Below are 14,380 nucleotides of genomic sequence, written 5' to 3' on the forward strand. Positions count from 1 at the left end.
GCGGAAAAACGTTTGGCGTTGTGAACGGCCGCCTCTGTACAGGGCAGCCGTTCATCCTTCACAATGCATTTTTGGCATGGATGCGGTGAACCGAAGCGTCCCAGCCGGTACATAAGTATGTTTAAGGGGGACGCTTCATGGCGAGCTGGTTCTACGCATCCGAGGGCAAGCAGCAGGGACCCTTTCCGGACGGGCAATTCCGCGATCTGATCGCCCAGGGCGTCGTGCGCCCGGACACGCTGGTGTGGACCGAGGGCATGGCCGGCTGGCAGAAGGCCGCCGAGATCCCCGGCCTGGCCGGCGGCGGCGCACCGCCGATGATGCCGGCTGGCGGCCCGCCGATGATGGGCGGCGGTGGCTATGGCGGTGCTGCCGGGGGATCGCTGACGGCTGATTTCAGCGCGTTCGGCCTTCTCGGCCGCAGCATCGTGTTCGTGATCGGCATCCTGTTGGTGATCCCCGCACCCTGGGTCACCGTCTGGTTCTACAAATACATCACGTCGCACATCCAGGTTCCGGGCCGTCCGAATTTCGGCTTTGCCGGCCAGCCGATGGACATCTGGTGGGCCTTGATGGCCAACGCGCTCCTGACTTACGCCGGCGCGACCGGCATATCGTTCGCGCCGCTCCTTGCAGTGATCGCCAATGCGTTTCTCGCCTGGGTGATCCTGCGCTGGATCGTTGCCAACCTCACCTCGAACGGCGAGCGCCTGCCGCTCTCCTTCCAGGGCAGCGCGATCGGCTATGTCGGCTGGTACCTGCTGATGATGATCTCGACCATCACCATCATCGGCTGGGCCTGGGTGATCGCGTTCTGGATGCGCTGGAATTGCCGGAACATCGAGGGCACGCGGCGCGAGGTCGTATTCAACGGCAGCGGCTGGCAGATCCTGTGGCGATCGGTGGTGTTCTCGCTGGCGTGCAGCCTCCTCATCCCGATTCCGTGGATGCTGCGCTGGTACGGCCGCTGGTTCGTGTCGCAATTCGCGCTGGTCGACCGCGGCGCGGCAGCTCGCGCCTATTGAGCGCTATCTCCGCTCGCGCACGGAGCCTTCCTGCGCGACGGAGGCGACGAGCGTGCCGTCGGGCTTGAAGATCGAGCCGCGGGTCAACCCGCGGCCGCCGCGCGCGTTCGGCGAATCCTGGGCGTAGAGCAGCCATTCGTCGGCCCGGAACGGGCGGTGAAACCACATCGCGTGGTCAAGGCTCGCCGGCATCATGCGCTTGTCGAACAGCGTGCGGCCGTAGCGCGCCATGATCGCATCGAGCAGCGAAAAGTCCGATGCGTAGGCCAGCGCACACATGTGCAGCGCCGGATCGTCGGGCAGCTTCGCCGCGGTCTTGATCCAGACATGGATGCGGCCGTCCTCGATCTTCTGGCCGAAATAGCGGCCGAGCTCGACCGGGCGCAGCTCGATCGGACGGTCGGATTCGTAGTAGCGGCGAATGAACTCCGGCATCTCCTTGAACAGCGGCTGCTTCGCCACCTCCTCCGCCGTCAGCTTTTCCGGCGGCGGCACATCCGGCATCTTGTCCTGGTGATCGAACGCGCTCTCCTCCTCGGCATGGAACGACACCATGATCGAGAAGATCGCGTTGCCGTGCTGGATCGCGGTGACGCGGCGGGTCGAGTAGCTCTTGCCGTCGCGCAGGCGCTCGACCTGGTAGATGATCGGGATCTGCGGATCGCCCGGCAGGATGAAATAGCAGTGCAGCGAATGCGGCAGGCGCCCTTCGACGGTACGGCAGGCCGCAACCATCGCCTGCCCGATCACCTGACCGCCGAACACCCGCTGCCAGCTCGTCTTCGGACTGTTGCCGCGGAACAGGTTCACCTCGAGCTGTTCGAGGTCGAGGATCGAAATGAGGTCGATCAGGCTCTTGGACATGGTGGTGCTTTCAAATGCCTCGTCATTCCGGAGCATCGCGCCAGCGATGAACCCGGAATCACGAGCGATAACCTCTGGATTCCGGGCTCGCGCTTCCGCGCGCCCCGGAATGACGGAATTGGGCCGTTCCGCCCTTGTTTCACCGCACTGTTTCGCCCAGCTCAAGTCTGCTAGCAAGACCAAGAGTTAGCCGGGAATTCGGGTATGTCAGTACAGGGTAGCATTGTCATTGGCGGCGGCGCGTTTGCGGGCCTGGCGCTGGCGCTCGCGGTGCGTCAGGGGCTCGGGCCGGAGATTCCCGTCATCGTCGCCGACCCGGCCCTCAGCACGCGTCCGAGCCGCGATCCGCGTGCGACCGCGATCGTGGCCGCCTGCCGCCGCCTGTTCGAGGCGATCGGCGCCTGGGACGACGTCAGGGGCGAGGCGCAGCCGATCCTCGACATGGTCGTCACCGATTCCAAGCTCGAAGACGCCACGCGTCCGGTGTTCCTGAACTTCGCCGGCGACGTCGCGCCGGGCGAGCCCTTTGCGCACATGGTCGAGAACCGCCGCCTGATCGACGCGCTGGTGGTGCGTGCCGAGGCCGAGGGCATCGATCTGCGCGCCACCACGGTTGCCTCCTACGACGCGCGTTCCGACGGCATCGACGTGACCCTTGGCGACGGCAGCGTGATCGCGGCCAGCCTGCTGGTCGCCGCCGATGGTGCGAGGTCGAAGCTGCGCGAGCGCGCCGGCATCGCCACCCATGGCTGGGAGTATGACCAGTCCGGCATCGTCGTCACCGTCGGCCATGAGCGCGATCACGAAGGCCGCGCCGAAGAGCACTTCTTGCCCGCAGGTCCCTTCGCGATCCTGCCGCTATCCGGAAAGCGCTCCTCGCTGGTCTGGACCGAGGGCCGCACTGAAGCCGCGCGTATCATCGCCCTGAGCGAAGAGGAGTTTCACGGCGAGCTCGAGCAGCGCTTCGGCCTGCATCTCGGCGAGGTGAAGGCGCTCGACAAGCCGCGCGCATTTCCGCTGTCCTATTTCGTGGCGCGCTCCTTCATCGCCGAGCGCCTCGCGCTGGTCGGCGATGCCGCCCATGTCATCCACCCGATCGCGGGCCAGGGCCTCAACATGGGGCTGAAGGATGTCGCGGCGCTGGCCGAGGTCGTGGTCGATGCGGCGCGGCTCGGCATGGATCTCGGCGCGGCCGACGTGCTCGAGCGCTACCAGCGCTGGCGCCGTTTCGACACCATGGCGATGGGCCTTGCCACCAACTCGCTGAATTTCCTGTTCTCCAACCAGTCGACGCTGCTGCGCACCGTGCGCGACATCGGCCTCGGCCTCGTCGACCGCGCTCCGCCGCTGAAGAATCTCTTCATCCGCCAGGCCGCGGGGCTGACGGGCGAGGTGCCAAGGTTGTTGAAGGGCGAGGCGCTTTAGGAAAATGTCGCCGCTCTAAACTCCGCCCGTCATCCCGGACAAGCGTGCCCCAAGCGCGCGCAGATCCGGGATCCATACGCCGCAGCAATCGTTTTGCGAAGACTCGGAGTTACCGGTTTTGCCGCCGCAACCACTTCCTGTGGTTATGGGTCCCGGCCTCCGCCGGGACGACACCGAGTTGGTGGACCGGCCGTCGAGCCAAACGACCAACGGGCTACAAGTTCCTCAATCGATCTTGCGCGCCTCTTCCGGCAGCATGATCGGGATGCCGTCGCGGATCGGATAAGCGAGCTTGGCGCTGCGCGAGATCAGCTCCTGCTTTGCGGAATCGAACTCGAGCGGGCCCTTGGTCAGCGGGCAGACCAGAATCTCCAGCAATTTGGGATCGACGCTGGTTTCGGGGCGTTCGGTGGGCGCGTTCATTGGGGTCTCCGGCGATTGGCTGCCTCTAGCACAGAAATTCGCGTCCGCCCATCACGCCGGCCAGAGCGTTTTCGAGCGAAGTGGGTACCGGTTAGCGTCAATCGGCGGAGATCATCCGCAGCAGCTCGTCGAGCAGGCCCTGGAGCCGTGCCGCCGGCACCGGCGGGCCCGACAGGGCGAAGCCGAGAAACGTCCAATAGAGGATCTGCGCGCGAGCCTGCGCCGTCGCCGGGTCAAGCCCGCGCTTGTCGAGGAGCTGCTCGATATAGTCGATCCTGCGGCGGTCGATCGCGCGCACCGCGGCTTGCGCGGCGGCATCGAATGCCGCCCAGTTGCGGACCGCCCGTTCGAGATCGAGCCGCGCGCCGAAGGACCTGCGCAGCAGCGCCTTCAGCGGCTCGTCGCTGGCGGCTTCGACATCGGCGATGATCTGCTCGGCCGCGATCTCGCGCCAGCGCTTCAGCACGGCGGCATGGAACGCGCCGAGATCGGCGAAATGCCAATAGAAGCTGCCGCGCGAGACGCCGATGGCCTTCGCGAGCGGATCGGCCTTCAGCGCGGTGAAACCGCTTTTCGCGAGGGCCTTCAGGCCCTGGCGGGTCCAGTCGTCGGCGGAGAGCTGTTCGGTCATGGCGGGTTCCGGAATCGGACCATACAGTACTGTATTGACAGGCGGCAGGCCAGTCCCTATGTCTCCGTACAGTTATGTATGGAGATATCGATGCGTGATCTCTTGCTTCAGTGCGCCGGCGTCCTGACCATCGTCGTGGCCTTCATCCATGGCATCCTCGGCGAGACCAAGGTCTTTCCTCGCGCGAGCATCGAGCCGGAACGGCTGCGCACCCTGATCCGCCTGGTCTGGCAGGCATCGACCGTCGCCTGGATCGGCGGTGGCGTGCTCCTGATCGCGGCGCCCTGGATGGATTCGGCGCCAGCGCGCCACTGGATCGTCATCACCATGGCCTGCGTGTTCGGCTTCTCCGCCTGCGCCAACGCCTGGGCCACGCGCGGCCGGCATTTCGGCTGGATGGCGCTCAGCGCGGTCGTTGCCATGGCGGTTGCCGGCTATTGAGCCTCGCGAATGATCGGCTTCTCGCCACGGCGAACGGCGAGCCGTTACAGATGGAGCTTCAAGCATGGCTCTGACACTCGTCACCGGAGGCACAGGCCATCTTGGCCGGGATATCGTCGATCGTCTCGTTCGCGATGGACGTCACGTCCGGGTGTTTGCGCGATCGCCGGGCACGCGATCGGACGTCGAATGGGCGACCGGCGATCTTGCTACAGGCGCAGGGTTGCGGGAAGCGCTGCATGATGTCGATACGGTCATCAATGCGGCGACCCATTCGCCGATCGCGCGGCGCGGCGGCATCCGCCCGACAGACCTCTTCACGTCGCCCTCCGCCGTGGACGTCGAGGGCACCGGGCGGTTACTGTCGTCCTGCGGGGAAGCCGGGGTGCGGCACTTCCTCCACGTCTCGATCGTCGGCCTCGATGAGGCAACCCTGCCCTACGCGCGCGTCAAGCTTGCCGGCGAACGGCTGGTGCGTGCGTCGGCTCTGTCCTGGTCGGTGGTCCGCGCGATGCCGTTCTACTATCTGCTCGACAGGCTGCTCTCGGGCCTCGCCTGGCTTCCGGTGTGGCCGGTGCCGACGACGCTGTTCAATCCCGTCGATACCTCGGATGTCGCCGACCACGTCGTGGCCTGCGCCTTCGACGGGATGCGTGGCGAGCGCGCAGAGATTGGCGGTCCCGAAGACCTCGAGCTCGTCTCGCTGGCTCGCCGGTATCAGGACGCGAGGCGACTGCATCGAAAAATCCTGCCGATGAACCTTTCGGACGCGAAGGCGCGCGGCATGGGCTTCGTCGTCAGCCACGGCGTTCGCGGTCGGCTCTCCTGGACGGATTGGCTGCAACGCAACTATCCCGTTGCGCGAAGCACGACCCAGCGATGACCGGCCTGACCGGCGCGCCTGCGGCCCGTGAGACGTAAGGCCGCAGAGGCCCGCCAAAAGCACACTGCTTACGGAGAGCACTCAGCTTTTGGCCGACGTTAGAACTTATCTAAAGCAATCCATGCCCGAACCGGATTGACTTCACCTCCTCCTTCGCTTCCTTCGGTCTCGCTCCGCGGCTTCCCGCGCAGCGCCCACGACAAAGGAGGAGAGGTTCGTGAAGGTCATTCGTGTTGTTGCCATGGCACTGACGATCGGGATTGGCGCGGGATCGACGGCCATGGCCGACGGTTTCAAGGACTGCACCAAGCTCGACAAGGCGTCGTGGAAGCCGGCGAGCGAAGCCGAAGCCAAGGCCAAGGCGCTCGGTTACGAAGTGCGGCGCTCGAAGATCGAAGGCTCGTGCTATGAGGTCTATGGCGTCAAGGAAGGCAAGCTCTACGAGCTGTTCTACAGCCCTGAAGACCTCAGCCTGAAGCACACGGTCGCGAAATAATTTTCGCGAAGTAACCTGCGCGAAGTGATCTGCGCAAAGTAAGGCTTGAGGGTGGTGTTCGCTTGATCGAAGAAGCGGTGCCAGAAGCGCGCGGGGCGTCCGACAGGACCCCCGCGGATAAAACTGCTCCGCGGACGATCGCGGTCTGGGACCTCCCGTTGCGCCTCTGGCACTGGGCCCTGGCGGTCTGTGTTCTGGCCGCGTGGTTCACCCCCACCGTCTATGACCGCCTGCACCGCATCGTCGGCTATACGGTGCTTGGGCTGCTGGCCTTCCGCCTGGTCTGGGGCTTTTGGGGAAGCCGCTATTCGCGCTTCCGCATGGTCGGCGTCAGGCTTCGCGCGGCGCCAGGCTATCTCTGGAACCTGCGCCGCGGCATGACCGGCCGCTATATCGGTCTCAATCCCGCCGGCACGTTGATGCTGGTAGCGCTGCTGGCCTCGCTCGCCGTCTCGACGATCACGGGAGCGATGTCGGTAACCGTCACCTTCTTCGGCGTCTGGTGGGTCGAAGACACCCACCATTATTCATCGGACGCGGTCATCGTCCTGGTCGTGCTGCACGTCGTGGGCGTGGTGCTGATGGGGATTCTCCAGCGCGAGAACTTGATCCGCGCGATGATCACCGGACGCAAGCGTATCCGCACTCACCTCTAGACGTTCGTTGCCGATCACTGCGCACGTCCGCCTGCCGTCGATGGCGCGACACCTCAAACGCAAATTTCCGTAAATTCCACAGGCAGCGTTAACCCGCTGGTAAGCACGCAATCAGGCGTTGCACAAAATTAACGCGATCAGCGTTTAGCCGATCCACCATCGCGATATGGACGAGGGGAGCGGTATTGGATGTTCCGTGTTTATTCCTGCCTTACGGTCGAGCACGATTGGCGTCTCGTCCTGCTTGCCGGCCTGGTCTGCTTCGTCGCAAGTATCGTTGCGGTCAGCATCTTTCATCGTGCGGTCGCCTCGCGAGCCTGGGCGCGGGTGATCTGGATTGCGATTGCCGGCGCCGCCATCGGCTACGGAATCTGGGCAACGCATTTTGTCGCAATGCTCGCCTACGAGCCCGGCGTCTCGACCAATTACGGCCTCGTCCTGACGGCGCTGTCGCTCGCCGCGGCGATGATCCTGACCTCAGGCGGTTTTGGCGTTGCAGTCAACAATTCCGGCCGGTGGCGCGCAGCTGCCGGTGGCGGCATTATCGGCGCCGGCATTGCAAGCATGCACTATATCGGCATGTGGGCCCTCGAGGTGCCGGGTCGTGTGACCTGGTCGCCGGGGCTGGTATTGATCTCGATCGTCCTCGGCATGGTCCTGGGCTACGCTGCGCTCGCCGTTGCCCTGGGCCGCAAGGACAAGCGGGGGACCTTTGCTGCGGCGCTGCTGCTGACGCTCGCCATCGTGTCGCATCATTTCACGGCCATGGGGGCCGTGCAGATCGTTCCAGACCCTACGCTGGCAAGCGATACATTGTCGCTTTCTCCGACCTTCCTCGCCGTGGCAATTGCGGGCGTGGCCCTGTCGGTGCTCGGGATGAGCTTCGTCGGCGTGCTGGCGGATCGCCGCCTTGCGACCAGAACCAGCCGATTCGAGCAAATCATCAGTGAGCTCTCGCTCGCCAGGCAACAGGTGGAAGATTCGCAACAGGCAATCCAGGACCAGAAACTCAGGCTCGATACGGCCATCAACAACATGGTCGAGGCCCTGTGCATGTTCGATGCCGAGAAGCGGCTTGTCGTCTGCAACGAGCGTTATGCCCGACTCTATCGGCTGCCGCCGGAACTGCTGAAGACCGGGACACCGCACGCCGACATCATCAGGCATCGCGTCGCGACCGGCATCCTCAAGAGCGACACCAGCGAAGGCGCTGCCGAGCAATTCCTCTCGAAGCTGGCCGCGTTGCCGTTCGATGCGGTCTCGAGCAGAATCGACGAGTTCACGGATGGTCGGTTGATCTGCGTGACGCGGCAGCCAATGGCCAGCGGCGGGTGGGTGGCCACGCATCTTGACGTCACCGAGCAACGCCGGTCCGAGGCCAAGATCGCTCATATGGCACAACACGATGCGTTGACCGATTTGCCAAATCGCGTGCTGCTCAGAGAGCGGATGGAGCATGCCATTGCAGTTACGCGCAATGGCGGCCTCGATCTGGCCGTGCTCATGCTCGACCTCGACCGCTTCAAGGAAGTCAACGACACGCTAGGACATCCGACGGGTGATTCCCTGTTGCGCGCCGTCGCTGCGCGGTTGCGCGAATGCACCACGGAAACCGCGTTGATAGCTCGACTGGGCGGCGACGAGTTCGCCGTGATCGATTACGTGACCAACCCGGCCGTGGAGGCCGCCGCCCTTGCCGAGAACATCAGAAAGGCGCTTTGTGAGCCGTTCGATCTCGGCGATCACCGGGTCACGGTGGGCACCAGCATCGGCATCGCCATCGCGCCGCGCGATGGCAACGATTCCGACGTGATCATGAAGAGCGCGGATCTCGCTCTCTACTCGGCCAAGAGTGGTGGACGTGGCGCATTCCGTTTCTTCGAGCCGGAACTCGACGAGCTCATGCATGCGCGACGCAACCTGGAGCGCGACATGCGGGTTGCGATTGCCGGCCGTCAATTCGAGCTCCACTACCAGCCGTTCGTCAGCCCCGCGACCGGCAAGGTCAACGGCTTCGAGGCCCTGCTACGCTGGCATCACCCGCAGCAAGGTCTGGTCATGCCGGGCGAATTCATTCCGCTTGCGGAGGAGACCGGCTTGATCGTGCCGCTGGGAGAATGGGTCTTGAGAACCGCCTGTGCGGAAGCCGCCAAATGGCCGGCGGATGTCAGGATCGCGGTCAACCTGTCTCCCGCTCAATTCAGGAGCAAGGAGCTTGTTCAGGTCGTCATCGGCGCGCTGGCGAGTTCGGGAGTTGCGCCGCACAGGCTCGAGCTCGAGGTCACCGAGACGGTGATCATGCATGACAGCGAAGCTGTTTTCGCAGTGCTCGGCCAATTGCGCGACCTCGGTGTGCGAATCGCCCTCGACGATTTCGGCACCGGTTATTCATCGCTGAGCTTTCTGCAAAAGTTCCCGTTCGACAAGATCAAGATCGACCGCAGTTTCGTCAACGAACTGTCCAGCGCGAGGGCAGAGGCGCATCATCTCGCGCGGGCGGTGGTTCGTTTCGCGGTCAGCCTCGGCAAGACGACGACCGCCGAAGGCGTCGAAACCAAGGAGCAGCTGGATATCCTCCACGAAGAGGGGTGCCTCGAAACGCAAGGCTACTATTTCAGCCGGCCAATGCCTGCATCCGACGTCGCCAGAATGCTGCGGCGAGGTGCCGGAGCAGCCGTCCGCGCTGCCTGAGCAGTCAGGCCTTTACTGCAACGGCGGATCGCCGCTGGTGCGCTTCTTGGCGAGATCCATCTCGGTCACCGCGATCAGGATCTCGGCGCGGGTCTTCAGGTCAGGAGCTTCCAGCATGGCCTGCTTTTCCGCCGGGCCATAGGGCGACATCATCGCCAGCGCGTTGACCAGCGCCTCGTTGGGCGCGCTCTCGACGCCCTCCCAGTCGACCTTGAGATTGTTGGCCTTCAAGAAGTCCGCCAGCACCGACAGCAGCGCCTCGCGATCGACCTCGTCCTCGCCCATCCGCGCGGTGAAGTCGTCGACATAGGTGAAGAAATCCACCTTGCACTGCCGGTAGGCGGTGAGCACCTCGAGCTCCTCGACGATCTTGAAGCGCGAGACGCCGGTGAGCTCCAGGATGTAGCGGCCGTCGCCGGATTCGGCGAGCTGGGTGATGCGGCCGACACAGCCGACGCGAAACAGCGTCGGCTTGTCGGAGTTCTTCGGCGAATGCGCCACATCGGGCTGGATCATGCCGATCAGGCGATGGCCGTCTCGGAAAGAGTCGTCGACCATCGCGAGGTAGCGCGGCTCGAAGATGTTGAGCGGCATCTGGCCGCGCGGCAGCAAGAGCGCGCCCGGCAATGGAAATACCGGAATGATCTCCGGAAGGTCGGCGGGCCCGCGATATTCGATGTTGATCGGCATCTGGTCCCCGCTGCCGGTGTTAGCGCTAGAGCATGATCCTGGAAAGTGCGAAGCGGTTTTCCGACAAGATCATGCTCAAAAAATAGCGGCCCTCACGAAAACAGGATCGTCGACAAGCGCTTGCGTCCCTCGATCGTCGCATCATCCGTGCCGCCCCAGGCCTCGAAGAACTGCACGAGCTGCTTGCGGGCGCCGTCGTCGTTCCATTTGCGGTCTCGCTTGATGATCGCGAGCAGCTGCTCGGTCGCCGCCGACCGGTTGCCTTGCGCGTTGAGCGCGGTCGCAAGGTCGAAGCGTGCCTGATGATCGAGCGGGTTTGCGGCGACTTTCTGTTCCAGCTCCGCCACCGGCCCCAGTTGCTCCGCCTGCTCGGCGAGATCGATCGCGGTCTGCACGGCCTTCACGGCGGGGTCGTTGCGCTTGGACTCCGGCACCATGGCCAGCGTCTGCTTGGCCTGCTCCATCGCGCCGGAGACGGCGTAGCACTTGGCGAGGCCCGCGAGCGCCGCGATGTTGGTCGAATCGTGCTGCAGCACCTCGGCATAGATCTGCGCCGCGGCGGCGGCGTCGCCCTCGGCGAGCACCGCCTCGGCCTCTTGCAGGATCTCGGCGATATTGGGCTCGCCCGGCGCCGTCACGCCCTTGGTCAGCTTTTCGATGAAGGCGTTGAGCTGGCTCTCCGGCACCGCGCCCATGAAGCCGTCGGCCGGCTGGCCGTTGACGAAGGCGATCACGGCCGGGATCGACTGGATGCCCATCTGGCCCGGGATCGCCGGGTGCTGGTCGATGTTCATCTTGACCAGCTTGACCTTGCCCTTGGCCGCCTTGACCGCCTTTTCCAGCACGGGAGTGAGCTGCTTGCAGGGCCCGCACCACTCCGCCCAGAAATCGATCAGCACCGGCTGGCGCTTCGATTCCTCGATGACGTCCTTCACGAAGGTCTGGGTGGTGGTGTCCTTGATCAGATCGGCCGCAGCCGGGCCCGCCGCTCCGTTACCCTGGTCGATGATCGTCACGGGATCCCCTCGTCATGTCTGGAATGGCGGGTCTTTAGCACGTCGCCAATGCATATGCTTCGTTGTCGGCTCCTAAATTGGGCCGGGACGGCCGAATTTCAATCCGTCAGGGCCGATTCGGCGGTTCCGGAGCGTTTTCGGGCGATTTGGTCGCATTCGGGGCCCATATAGGGCCCCGGATTGCGAATCTATGCCGCCGGTAGCTGTTGCATTCCCCTCCCGCTTTTGGCATACGACAGCCGTTGCCGGCGCGTCATGCGACCGACACAGGATGCGGGTGTAGCTCAGTGGTAGAGCACGACCTTGCCAAGGTCGGGGTCGAGGGTTCGAGCCCCTTCGCCCGCTCCAATTTTTCCCAGAGCATCCAGCCAAACCGGGTCGGGCCGTGGTTTTCCACGCCGCTGGCGGCTGTATTGGGTCTGCAATGACAATTCTGGTCACCGGCAGCGCGGGCCATCTCGGGGAGGCCCTTCTCCGCACGCTCCGCGGGCGCGGGTCACCTGTGCGCGGGGTCGATCTGAAGCCGTCGTCCTTCACCGATGCCGTCGGCTCCATCGTCGATCCGGATTTCGTGCGGCGCCAGATGGACGGCGTCACCGCCGTGATCCACACCGCGACGCTGCACAAGCCGCATGTGGCGACCCACGGCAGGCAGGATTTCGTCGACACCAACGTCACCGGCACGCTCAATCTGCTCGAGGCGGCGGTAAGCGCCGGCGTGCGCAGCTTTGTCTTCACCAGCACGACCAGCGCGTTCGGCTCGCAGCTTCGCCCTGAGGCCGGTCAGGCCGCGGTGTGGGTCACCGAGGATCTGCCGCCGGTGCCGAAGAACATCTACGGCACGACCAAGCTGATGGCGGAGAGTCTGTGCGAGCTGTTCTTCCGCGAGCGCGGCCTGCCCGTCCTCATCTTGCGAACCTCGCGCTTCTTTCCGGAAGACGACGACGATCCGGCGATGCGCACGGCCTACACGTTGGAGAACGCGCAGGCCAACGAGCTGCTCTATCGCCGGCTGGATATAGCGGACGCTGTGAGCGCCCATCTGCTCGCCGTCGAACGCGCGCCCGACATCGGCTTCGCCCGCTACATCGTGTCGGCCACGAGTCCGTTCGAGCCGCACCATCTCGCGGCGCTGGCGCGCGACGCGGCGGGTGTCGTGCGCGAGCTCTATCCGGATTGTGCGCAGCTCTATGCGGCGCATAGCTGGCGCCTGTTTCCGCAGATCGACCGCGTCTACGTCAACGATCGCGCGCGGCGCGAATTGAGCTGGCGGCCCGAATTCGACTTCGCGCATGCGCTGCAAAGCCTCGGTGCGGGACGGGATTTTCGCAGCACGCTGGCGCGCGAGGTCGGGTCGAAAGGCTATCATGACACGGTGTTCGACGACGGACCTTACCCCGTCGCCTCGTAAGCGCCGCTGTTGCTGTTTTGCTCGATGCATCAAATGTCTGCGTGCCGTCACCGGGCGCAACATGGTCTTTGCCGTTCTACTGTGCATGGGGTTGTTTTCGCGTTTTTTGTGTGACCGCCCCTTCGGCTGCCTGAAAATCAGCCGCGCGCGATGTTGATTCCGCGTTGCAGCGAGATCATTGCGTCTGCTGTGCCAACGTCCGAAGAAATCCGTCTCAATTCTTATTGAGCGCAACCGCAGTGCGCGCCACGCGCTTCTCACCGCTCGCAGATGTGCTAACCTTTTTGCGTCTGCCTCCCGGGCGGACTCAAAACTTCGCCTCTCGACTAGCCATAACAAAATAACGTGCAGCCCTGACGGCTGCCTTAGGGGAGTGACGCGATGACATCGATGTTCCATCGATCCGTGTTGGCGCTTGCAGCGGTTGCCCTTCTTGCCGGGACCAGCGTTGTCAATGCGCAGCAACAGGACAAGAACCGGCAGCTGAAGAAGTACGAATCCGGCACCAAGGAATTCTGGACCCATCCGCCGGACGACTGGTTCCTGGGCGACGAGACCGAGGCGCAGAAGGGCCTGGCGCCGCCGTCGGGTCCGCCGACCGGCGCATCGGAGGCCGAGCTCGCGGCGATGATGAAGAAGATCAAGCTGCCGGCGGGCTTCAAGATCGAGGTCTATGCGCCCGGCGTGCTCGCCGCGCGGCAGATGGCCTGGGGTGACAAGGGCACGCTGTTCGTCGGCTCGTTCGGCCTCGGCAACGTCTATGCCATCAAGGACAACAACGGCAAGAAGGAGGTCAAGACCATCCTGAAGGGGCTGAACATGCCCACCGGTCTCGCCTTCAAGGACGGCGCGCTCTACGTCATCGCGGTCGACAAGCTGATCCGTTACGACAACGCGGAAGCCAATCTGGACAAGCTCGGCGACGGCAAGGTCGTCTATGATGACATGCCCTCCTATGCCGCGCATGGCTGGAAGTACATCGCGGTCGACAAGGAAGGCTGGTTCTACCTGCCGTTCGGACCGCCCTTCAACGTCGGCGTCCCCCCGACCAGCGTCTCGCAGATCCGGCGCGTCGATCCCAAGACCGGCAACGCCGAAATCTATGCGCTCGGCGTTCGCAACTCGGTCGGCGGCGACGTCGATCCGCGTACCGGCAAGTTCTGGTTCACCGAGAACGCGCGCGACTGGGTCAGCGACGATCTGCCCAGCGACAAGCTGAACATGATCTCGAAGATGGGCGAGCATTTCGGCTATCCCTATTGCCACCAGGGTGACCTGCCCGATCCGAAGTTCGCGATGGGTCACAAATGCTCCGAGTTCACGCCGCCCGTGCTGAATCTCGGCGCGCACGTCGCTCCGCTCGGCATGAAGTTCTACACCGGCGATCAATTCCCCGCCGAGTACAAGAACAACATCCTGATCGCCGAGCACGGCTCCTGGAATCGTCACAAGTACCAGGGCGGCCGCATCATGCGCGTGATCGTCGGGCCCGACGGCAAGAACGCCAAGCAGGAGGTGTTCGCCTCCGGATGGATCGAGGGCGACCAGGGCTATCTCGGCCGTCCCAACGACATCATCCTCGCCAAGGACGGTTCGATCCTCGTCGCCGACGACTGGGCCGGCGCGATCTATCGCATCAGCTACAGCAAGAAGTAGCGCGACACGTTTACGAGGCTGCGACCGGGTGACGGCCGCAGCCTCGTTCATTTTTCACAGTCCAATGCTGTC

The 14,380-nt window shown here is 64.1% G+C and carries 14 protein-coding genes and 1 tRNA gene; 10 read left to right on the forward strand and 5 right to left on the reverse strand.

Going from position 1 to position 14,380, the window contains the following annotated elements:
* Positions 1–137: 137 nt before the first annotated feature.
* The gene (locus XI08_RS29525) at positions 138–1,025 is read left to right on the forward strand and encodes a DUF4339 domain-containing protein (protein ID WP_271577079.1); all 888 of its coding nucleotides are present in this window, start codon (positions 138–140) and stop codon (positions 1,023–1,025) included.
* Positions 1,026–1,028: 3 nt separating this feature from the next.
* Here the strand turns inward: XI08_RS29525 and tesB are convergent, their stop codons facing one another.
* On the reverse strand, positions 1,029–1,889 hold the full coding sequence (gene tesB / locus XI08_RS29530) for an acyl-CoA thioesterase II (protein WP_027543817.1): 861 nt from the start codon (positions 1,887–1,889) through the stop codon (positions 1,029–1,031).
* Positions 1,890–2,093: 204 nt separating this feature from the next.
* Here tesB and XI08_RS29535 point away from each other — a divergent pair, with 204 nt between their 5' ends.
* The gene (locus XI08_RS29535; protein WP_271577080.1) at positions 2,094–3,314 is read left to right on the forward strand and encodes a ubiquinone biosynthesis hydroxylase; all 1,221 of its coding nucleotides are present in this window, start codon (positions 2,094–2,096) and stop codon (positions 3,312–3,314) included.
* 225 nt (positions 3,315–3,539) lie between these two features.
* Here the strand turns inward: XI08_RS29535 and XI08_RS29540 are convergent, their stop codons facing one another.
* Both XI08_RS29540 and XI08_RS29545 read right to left on the reverse strand, forming a co-directional pair.
* Entirely contained in the window at positions 3,540–3,737 is a 198-nt protein-coding gene (locus tag XI08_RS29540) for a Trm112 family protein (RefSeq protein WP_011083431.1), read from the reverse strand.
* A 97-nt stretch (positions 3,738–3,834) separates the two neighbouring features.
* Entirely contained in the window at positions 3,835–4,368 is a 534-nt protein-coding gene (locus XI08_RS29545) for a TetR/AcrR family transcriptional regulator (protein ID WP_271577081.1), read from the reverse strand.
* A gap of 90 nt (positions 4,369–4,458) precedes the next feature.
* On the opposite strand from XI08_RS29545, the gene XI08_RS29550 reads away from it, so the two are divergent.
* From XI08_RS29550 to XI08_RS29570, 5 genes are all read left to right on the forward strand, one after another.
* Positions 4,459–4,809 (forward strand): hypothetical protein, encoded by a 351-nt coding sequence (locus XI08_RS29550; RefSeq protein ID WP_027543821.1) that lies wholly within the window; start codon positions 4,459–4,461, stop codon positions 4,807–4,809.
* Positions 4,810–4,873: 64 nt separating this feature from the next.
* Positions 4,874–5,692 carry an SDR family oxidoreductase gene (locus XI08_RS29555; RefSeq protein ID WP_271577082.1) on the forward strand — a complete coding sequence of 273 codons (819 nt, stop codon included), beginning with the start codon at positions 4,874–4,876 and terminating at the stop codon, positions 5,690–5,692.
* A gap of 217 nt (positions 5,693–5,909) precedes the next feature.
* Positions 5,910–6,188 (forward strand): PepSY domain-containing protein, encoded by a 279-nt coding sequence (locus XI08_RS29560; protein WP_027543822.1) that lies wholly within the window; start codon positions 5,910–5,912, stop codon positions 6,186–6,188.
* 62 nt (positions 6,189–6,250) lie between these two features.
* Positions 6,251–6,844, forward strand: a complete 594-nt coding sequence (locus tag XI08_RS29565; protein WP_271577083.1) for a cytochrome b/b6 domain-containing protein — start codon at positions 6,251–6,253, stop codon at positions 6,842–6,844.
* A 189-nt stretch (positions 6,845–7,033) separates the two neighbouring features.
* A complete protein-coding gene (locus XI08_RS29570; RefSeq protein WP_271577084.1) occupies positions 7,034–9,535 on the forward strand; it encodes an EAL domain-containing protein in 2,502 nt (833 codons plus the stop codon).
* 12 nt (positions 9,536–9,547) lie between these two features.
* Here XI08_RS29570 and XI08_RS29575 read toward each other — a convergent pair whose 3' ends face one another.
* The gene (locus XI08_RS29575; protein ID WP_271577085.1) at positions 9,548–10,225 is read right to left on the reverse strand and encodes an LON peptidase substrate-binding domain-containing protein; all 678 of its coding nucleotides are present in this window, start codon (positions 10,223–10,225) and stop codon (positions 9,548–9,550) included.
* A 92-nt stretch (positions 10,226–10,317) separates the two neighbouring features.
* Positions 10,318–11,241, reverse strand: coding sequence for a thioredoxin (gene trxA, locus XI08_RS29580; RefSeq protein ID WP_271577086.1), 924 nt, complete (start codon positions 11,239–11,241; stop codon positions 10,318–10,320).
* A gap of 273 nt (positions 11,242–11,514) precedes the next feature.
* On the opposite strand from trxA, the gene XI08_RS29585 reads away from it, so the two are divergent.
* From XI08_RS29585 to XI08_RS29595, 3 genes are all read left to right on the forward strand, one after another.
* Positions 11,515–11,589 (forward strand) — tRNA-Gly (locus XI08_RS29585).
* Positions 11,590–11,665: 76 nt separating this feature from the next.
* A complete protein-coding gene (locus XI08_RS29590; protein WP_271577087.1) occupies positions 11,666–12,652 on the forward strand; it encodes an NAD-dependent epimerase/dehydratase family protein in 987 nt (328 codons plus the stop codon).
* Positions 12,653–13,033: 381 nt separating this feature from the next.
* A complete protein-coding gene (locus XI08_RS29595) occupies positions 13,034–14,308 on the forward strand; it encodes a PQQ-dependent sugar dehydrogenase (protein ID WP_027543828.1) in 1,275 nt (424 codons plus the stop codon).
* The last annotated feature ends 72 nt before the right edge of the window (positions 14,309–14,380 follow it).

The organism is Bradyrhizobium sp. CCBAU 11361, assembly GCF_028128935.1.
GTDB classification, from domain to species: Bacteria; Pseudomonadota; Alphaproteobacteria; order Rhizobiales; family Xanthobacteraceae; genus Bradyrhizobium; species Bradyrhizobium niftali.

Bases quoted from the DNA above. Each gene is read 5' to 3' on its own strand.
- XI08_RS29525 (WP_271577079.1), top strand. From the start codon at position 138: ATGGCGAGCTGGTTCTACGCATCCGAGGGCAAGCAGCAGGGACCCTTT.
- tesB (WP_027543817.1), bottom strand. From the start codon at position 1,889: ATGTCCAAGAGCCTGATCGACCTCATTTCGATCCTCGACCTCGAACAG.
- XI08_RS29535 (WP_271577080.1), top strand. From the start codon at position 2,094: ATGTCAGTACAGGGTAGCATTGTCATTGGCGGCGGCGCGTTTGCGGGC.
- XI08_RS29540 (WP_011083431.1), bottom strand. From the start codon at position 3,737: ATGAACGCGCCCACCGAACGCCCCGAAACCAGCGTCGATCCCAAATTG.
- XI08_RS29545 (WP_271577081.1), bottom strand. From the start codon at position 4,368: ATGACCGAACAGCTCTCCGCCGACGACTGGACCCGCCAGGGCCTGAAG.
- XI08_RS29550 (WP_027543821.1), top strand. From the start codon at position 4,459: ATGCGTGATCTCTTGCTTCAGTGCGCCGGCGTCCTGACCATCGTCGTG.
- XI08_RS29555 (WP_271577082.1), top strand. From the start codon at position 4,874: ATGGCTCTGACACTCGTCACCGGAGGCACAGGCCATCTTGGCCGGGAT.
- XI08_RS29570 (WP_271577084.1), top strand. From the start codon at position 7,034: ATGTTCCGTGTTTATTCCTGCCTTACGGTCGAGCACGATTGGCGTCTC.
- XI08_RS29575 (WP_271577085.1), bottom strand. From the start codon at position 10,225: ATGCCGATCAACATCGAATATCGCGGGCCCGCCGACCTTCCGGAGATC.
- XI08_RS29590 (WP_271577087.1), top strand. From the start codon at position 11,666: ATGACAATTCTGGTCACCGGCAGCGCGGGCCATCTCGGGGAGGCCCTT.
- XI08_RS29595 (WP_027543828.1), top strand. From the start codon at position 13,034: ATGACATCGATGTTCCATCGATCCGTGTTGGCGCTTGCAGCGGTTGCC.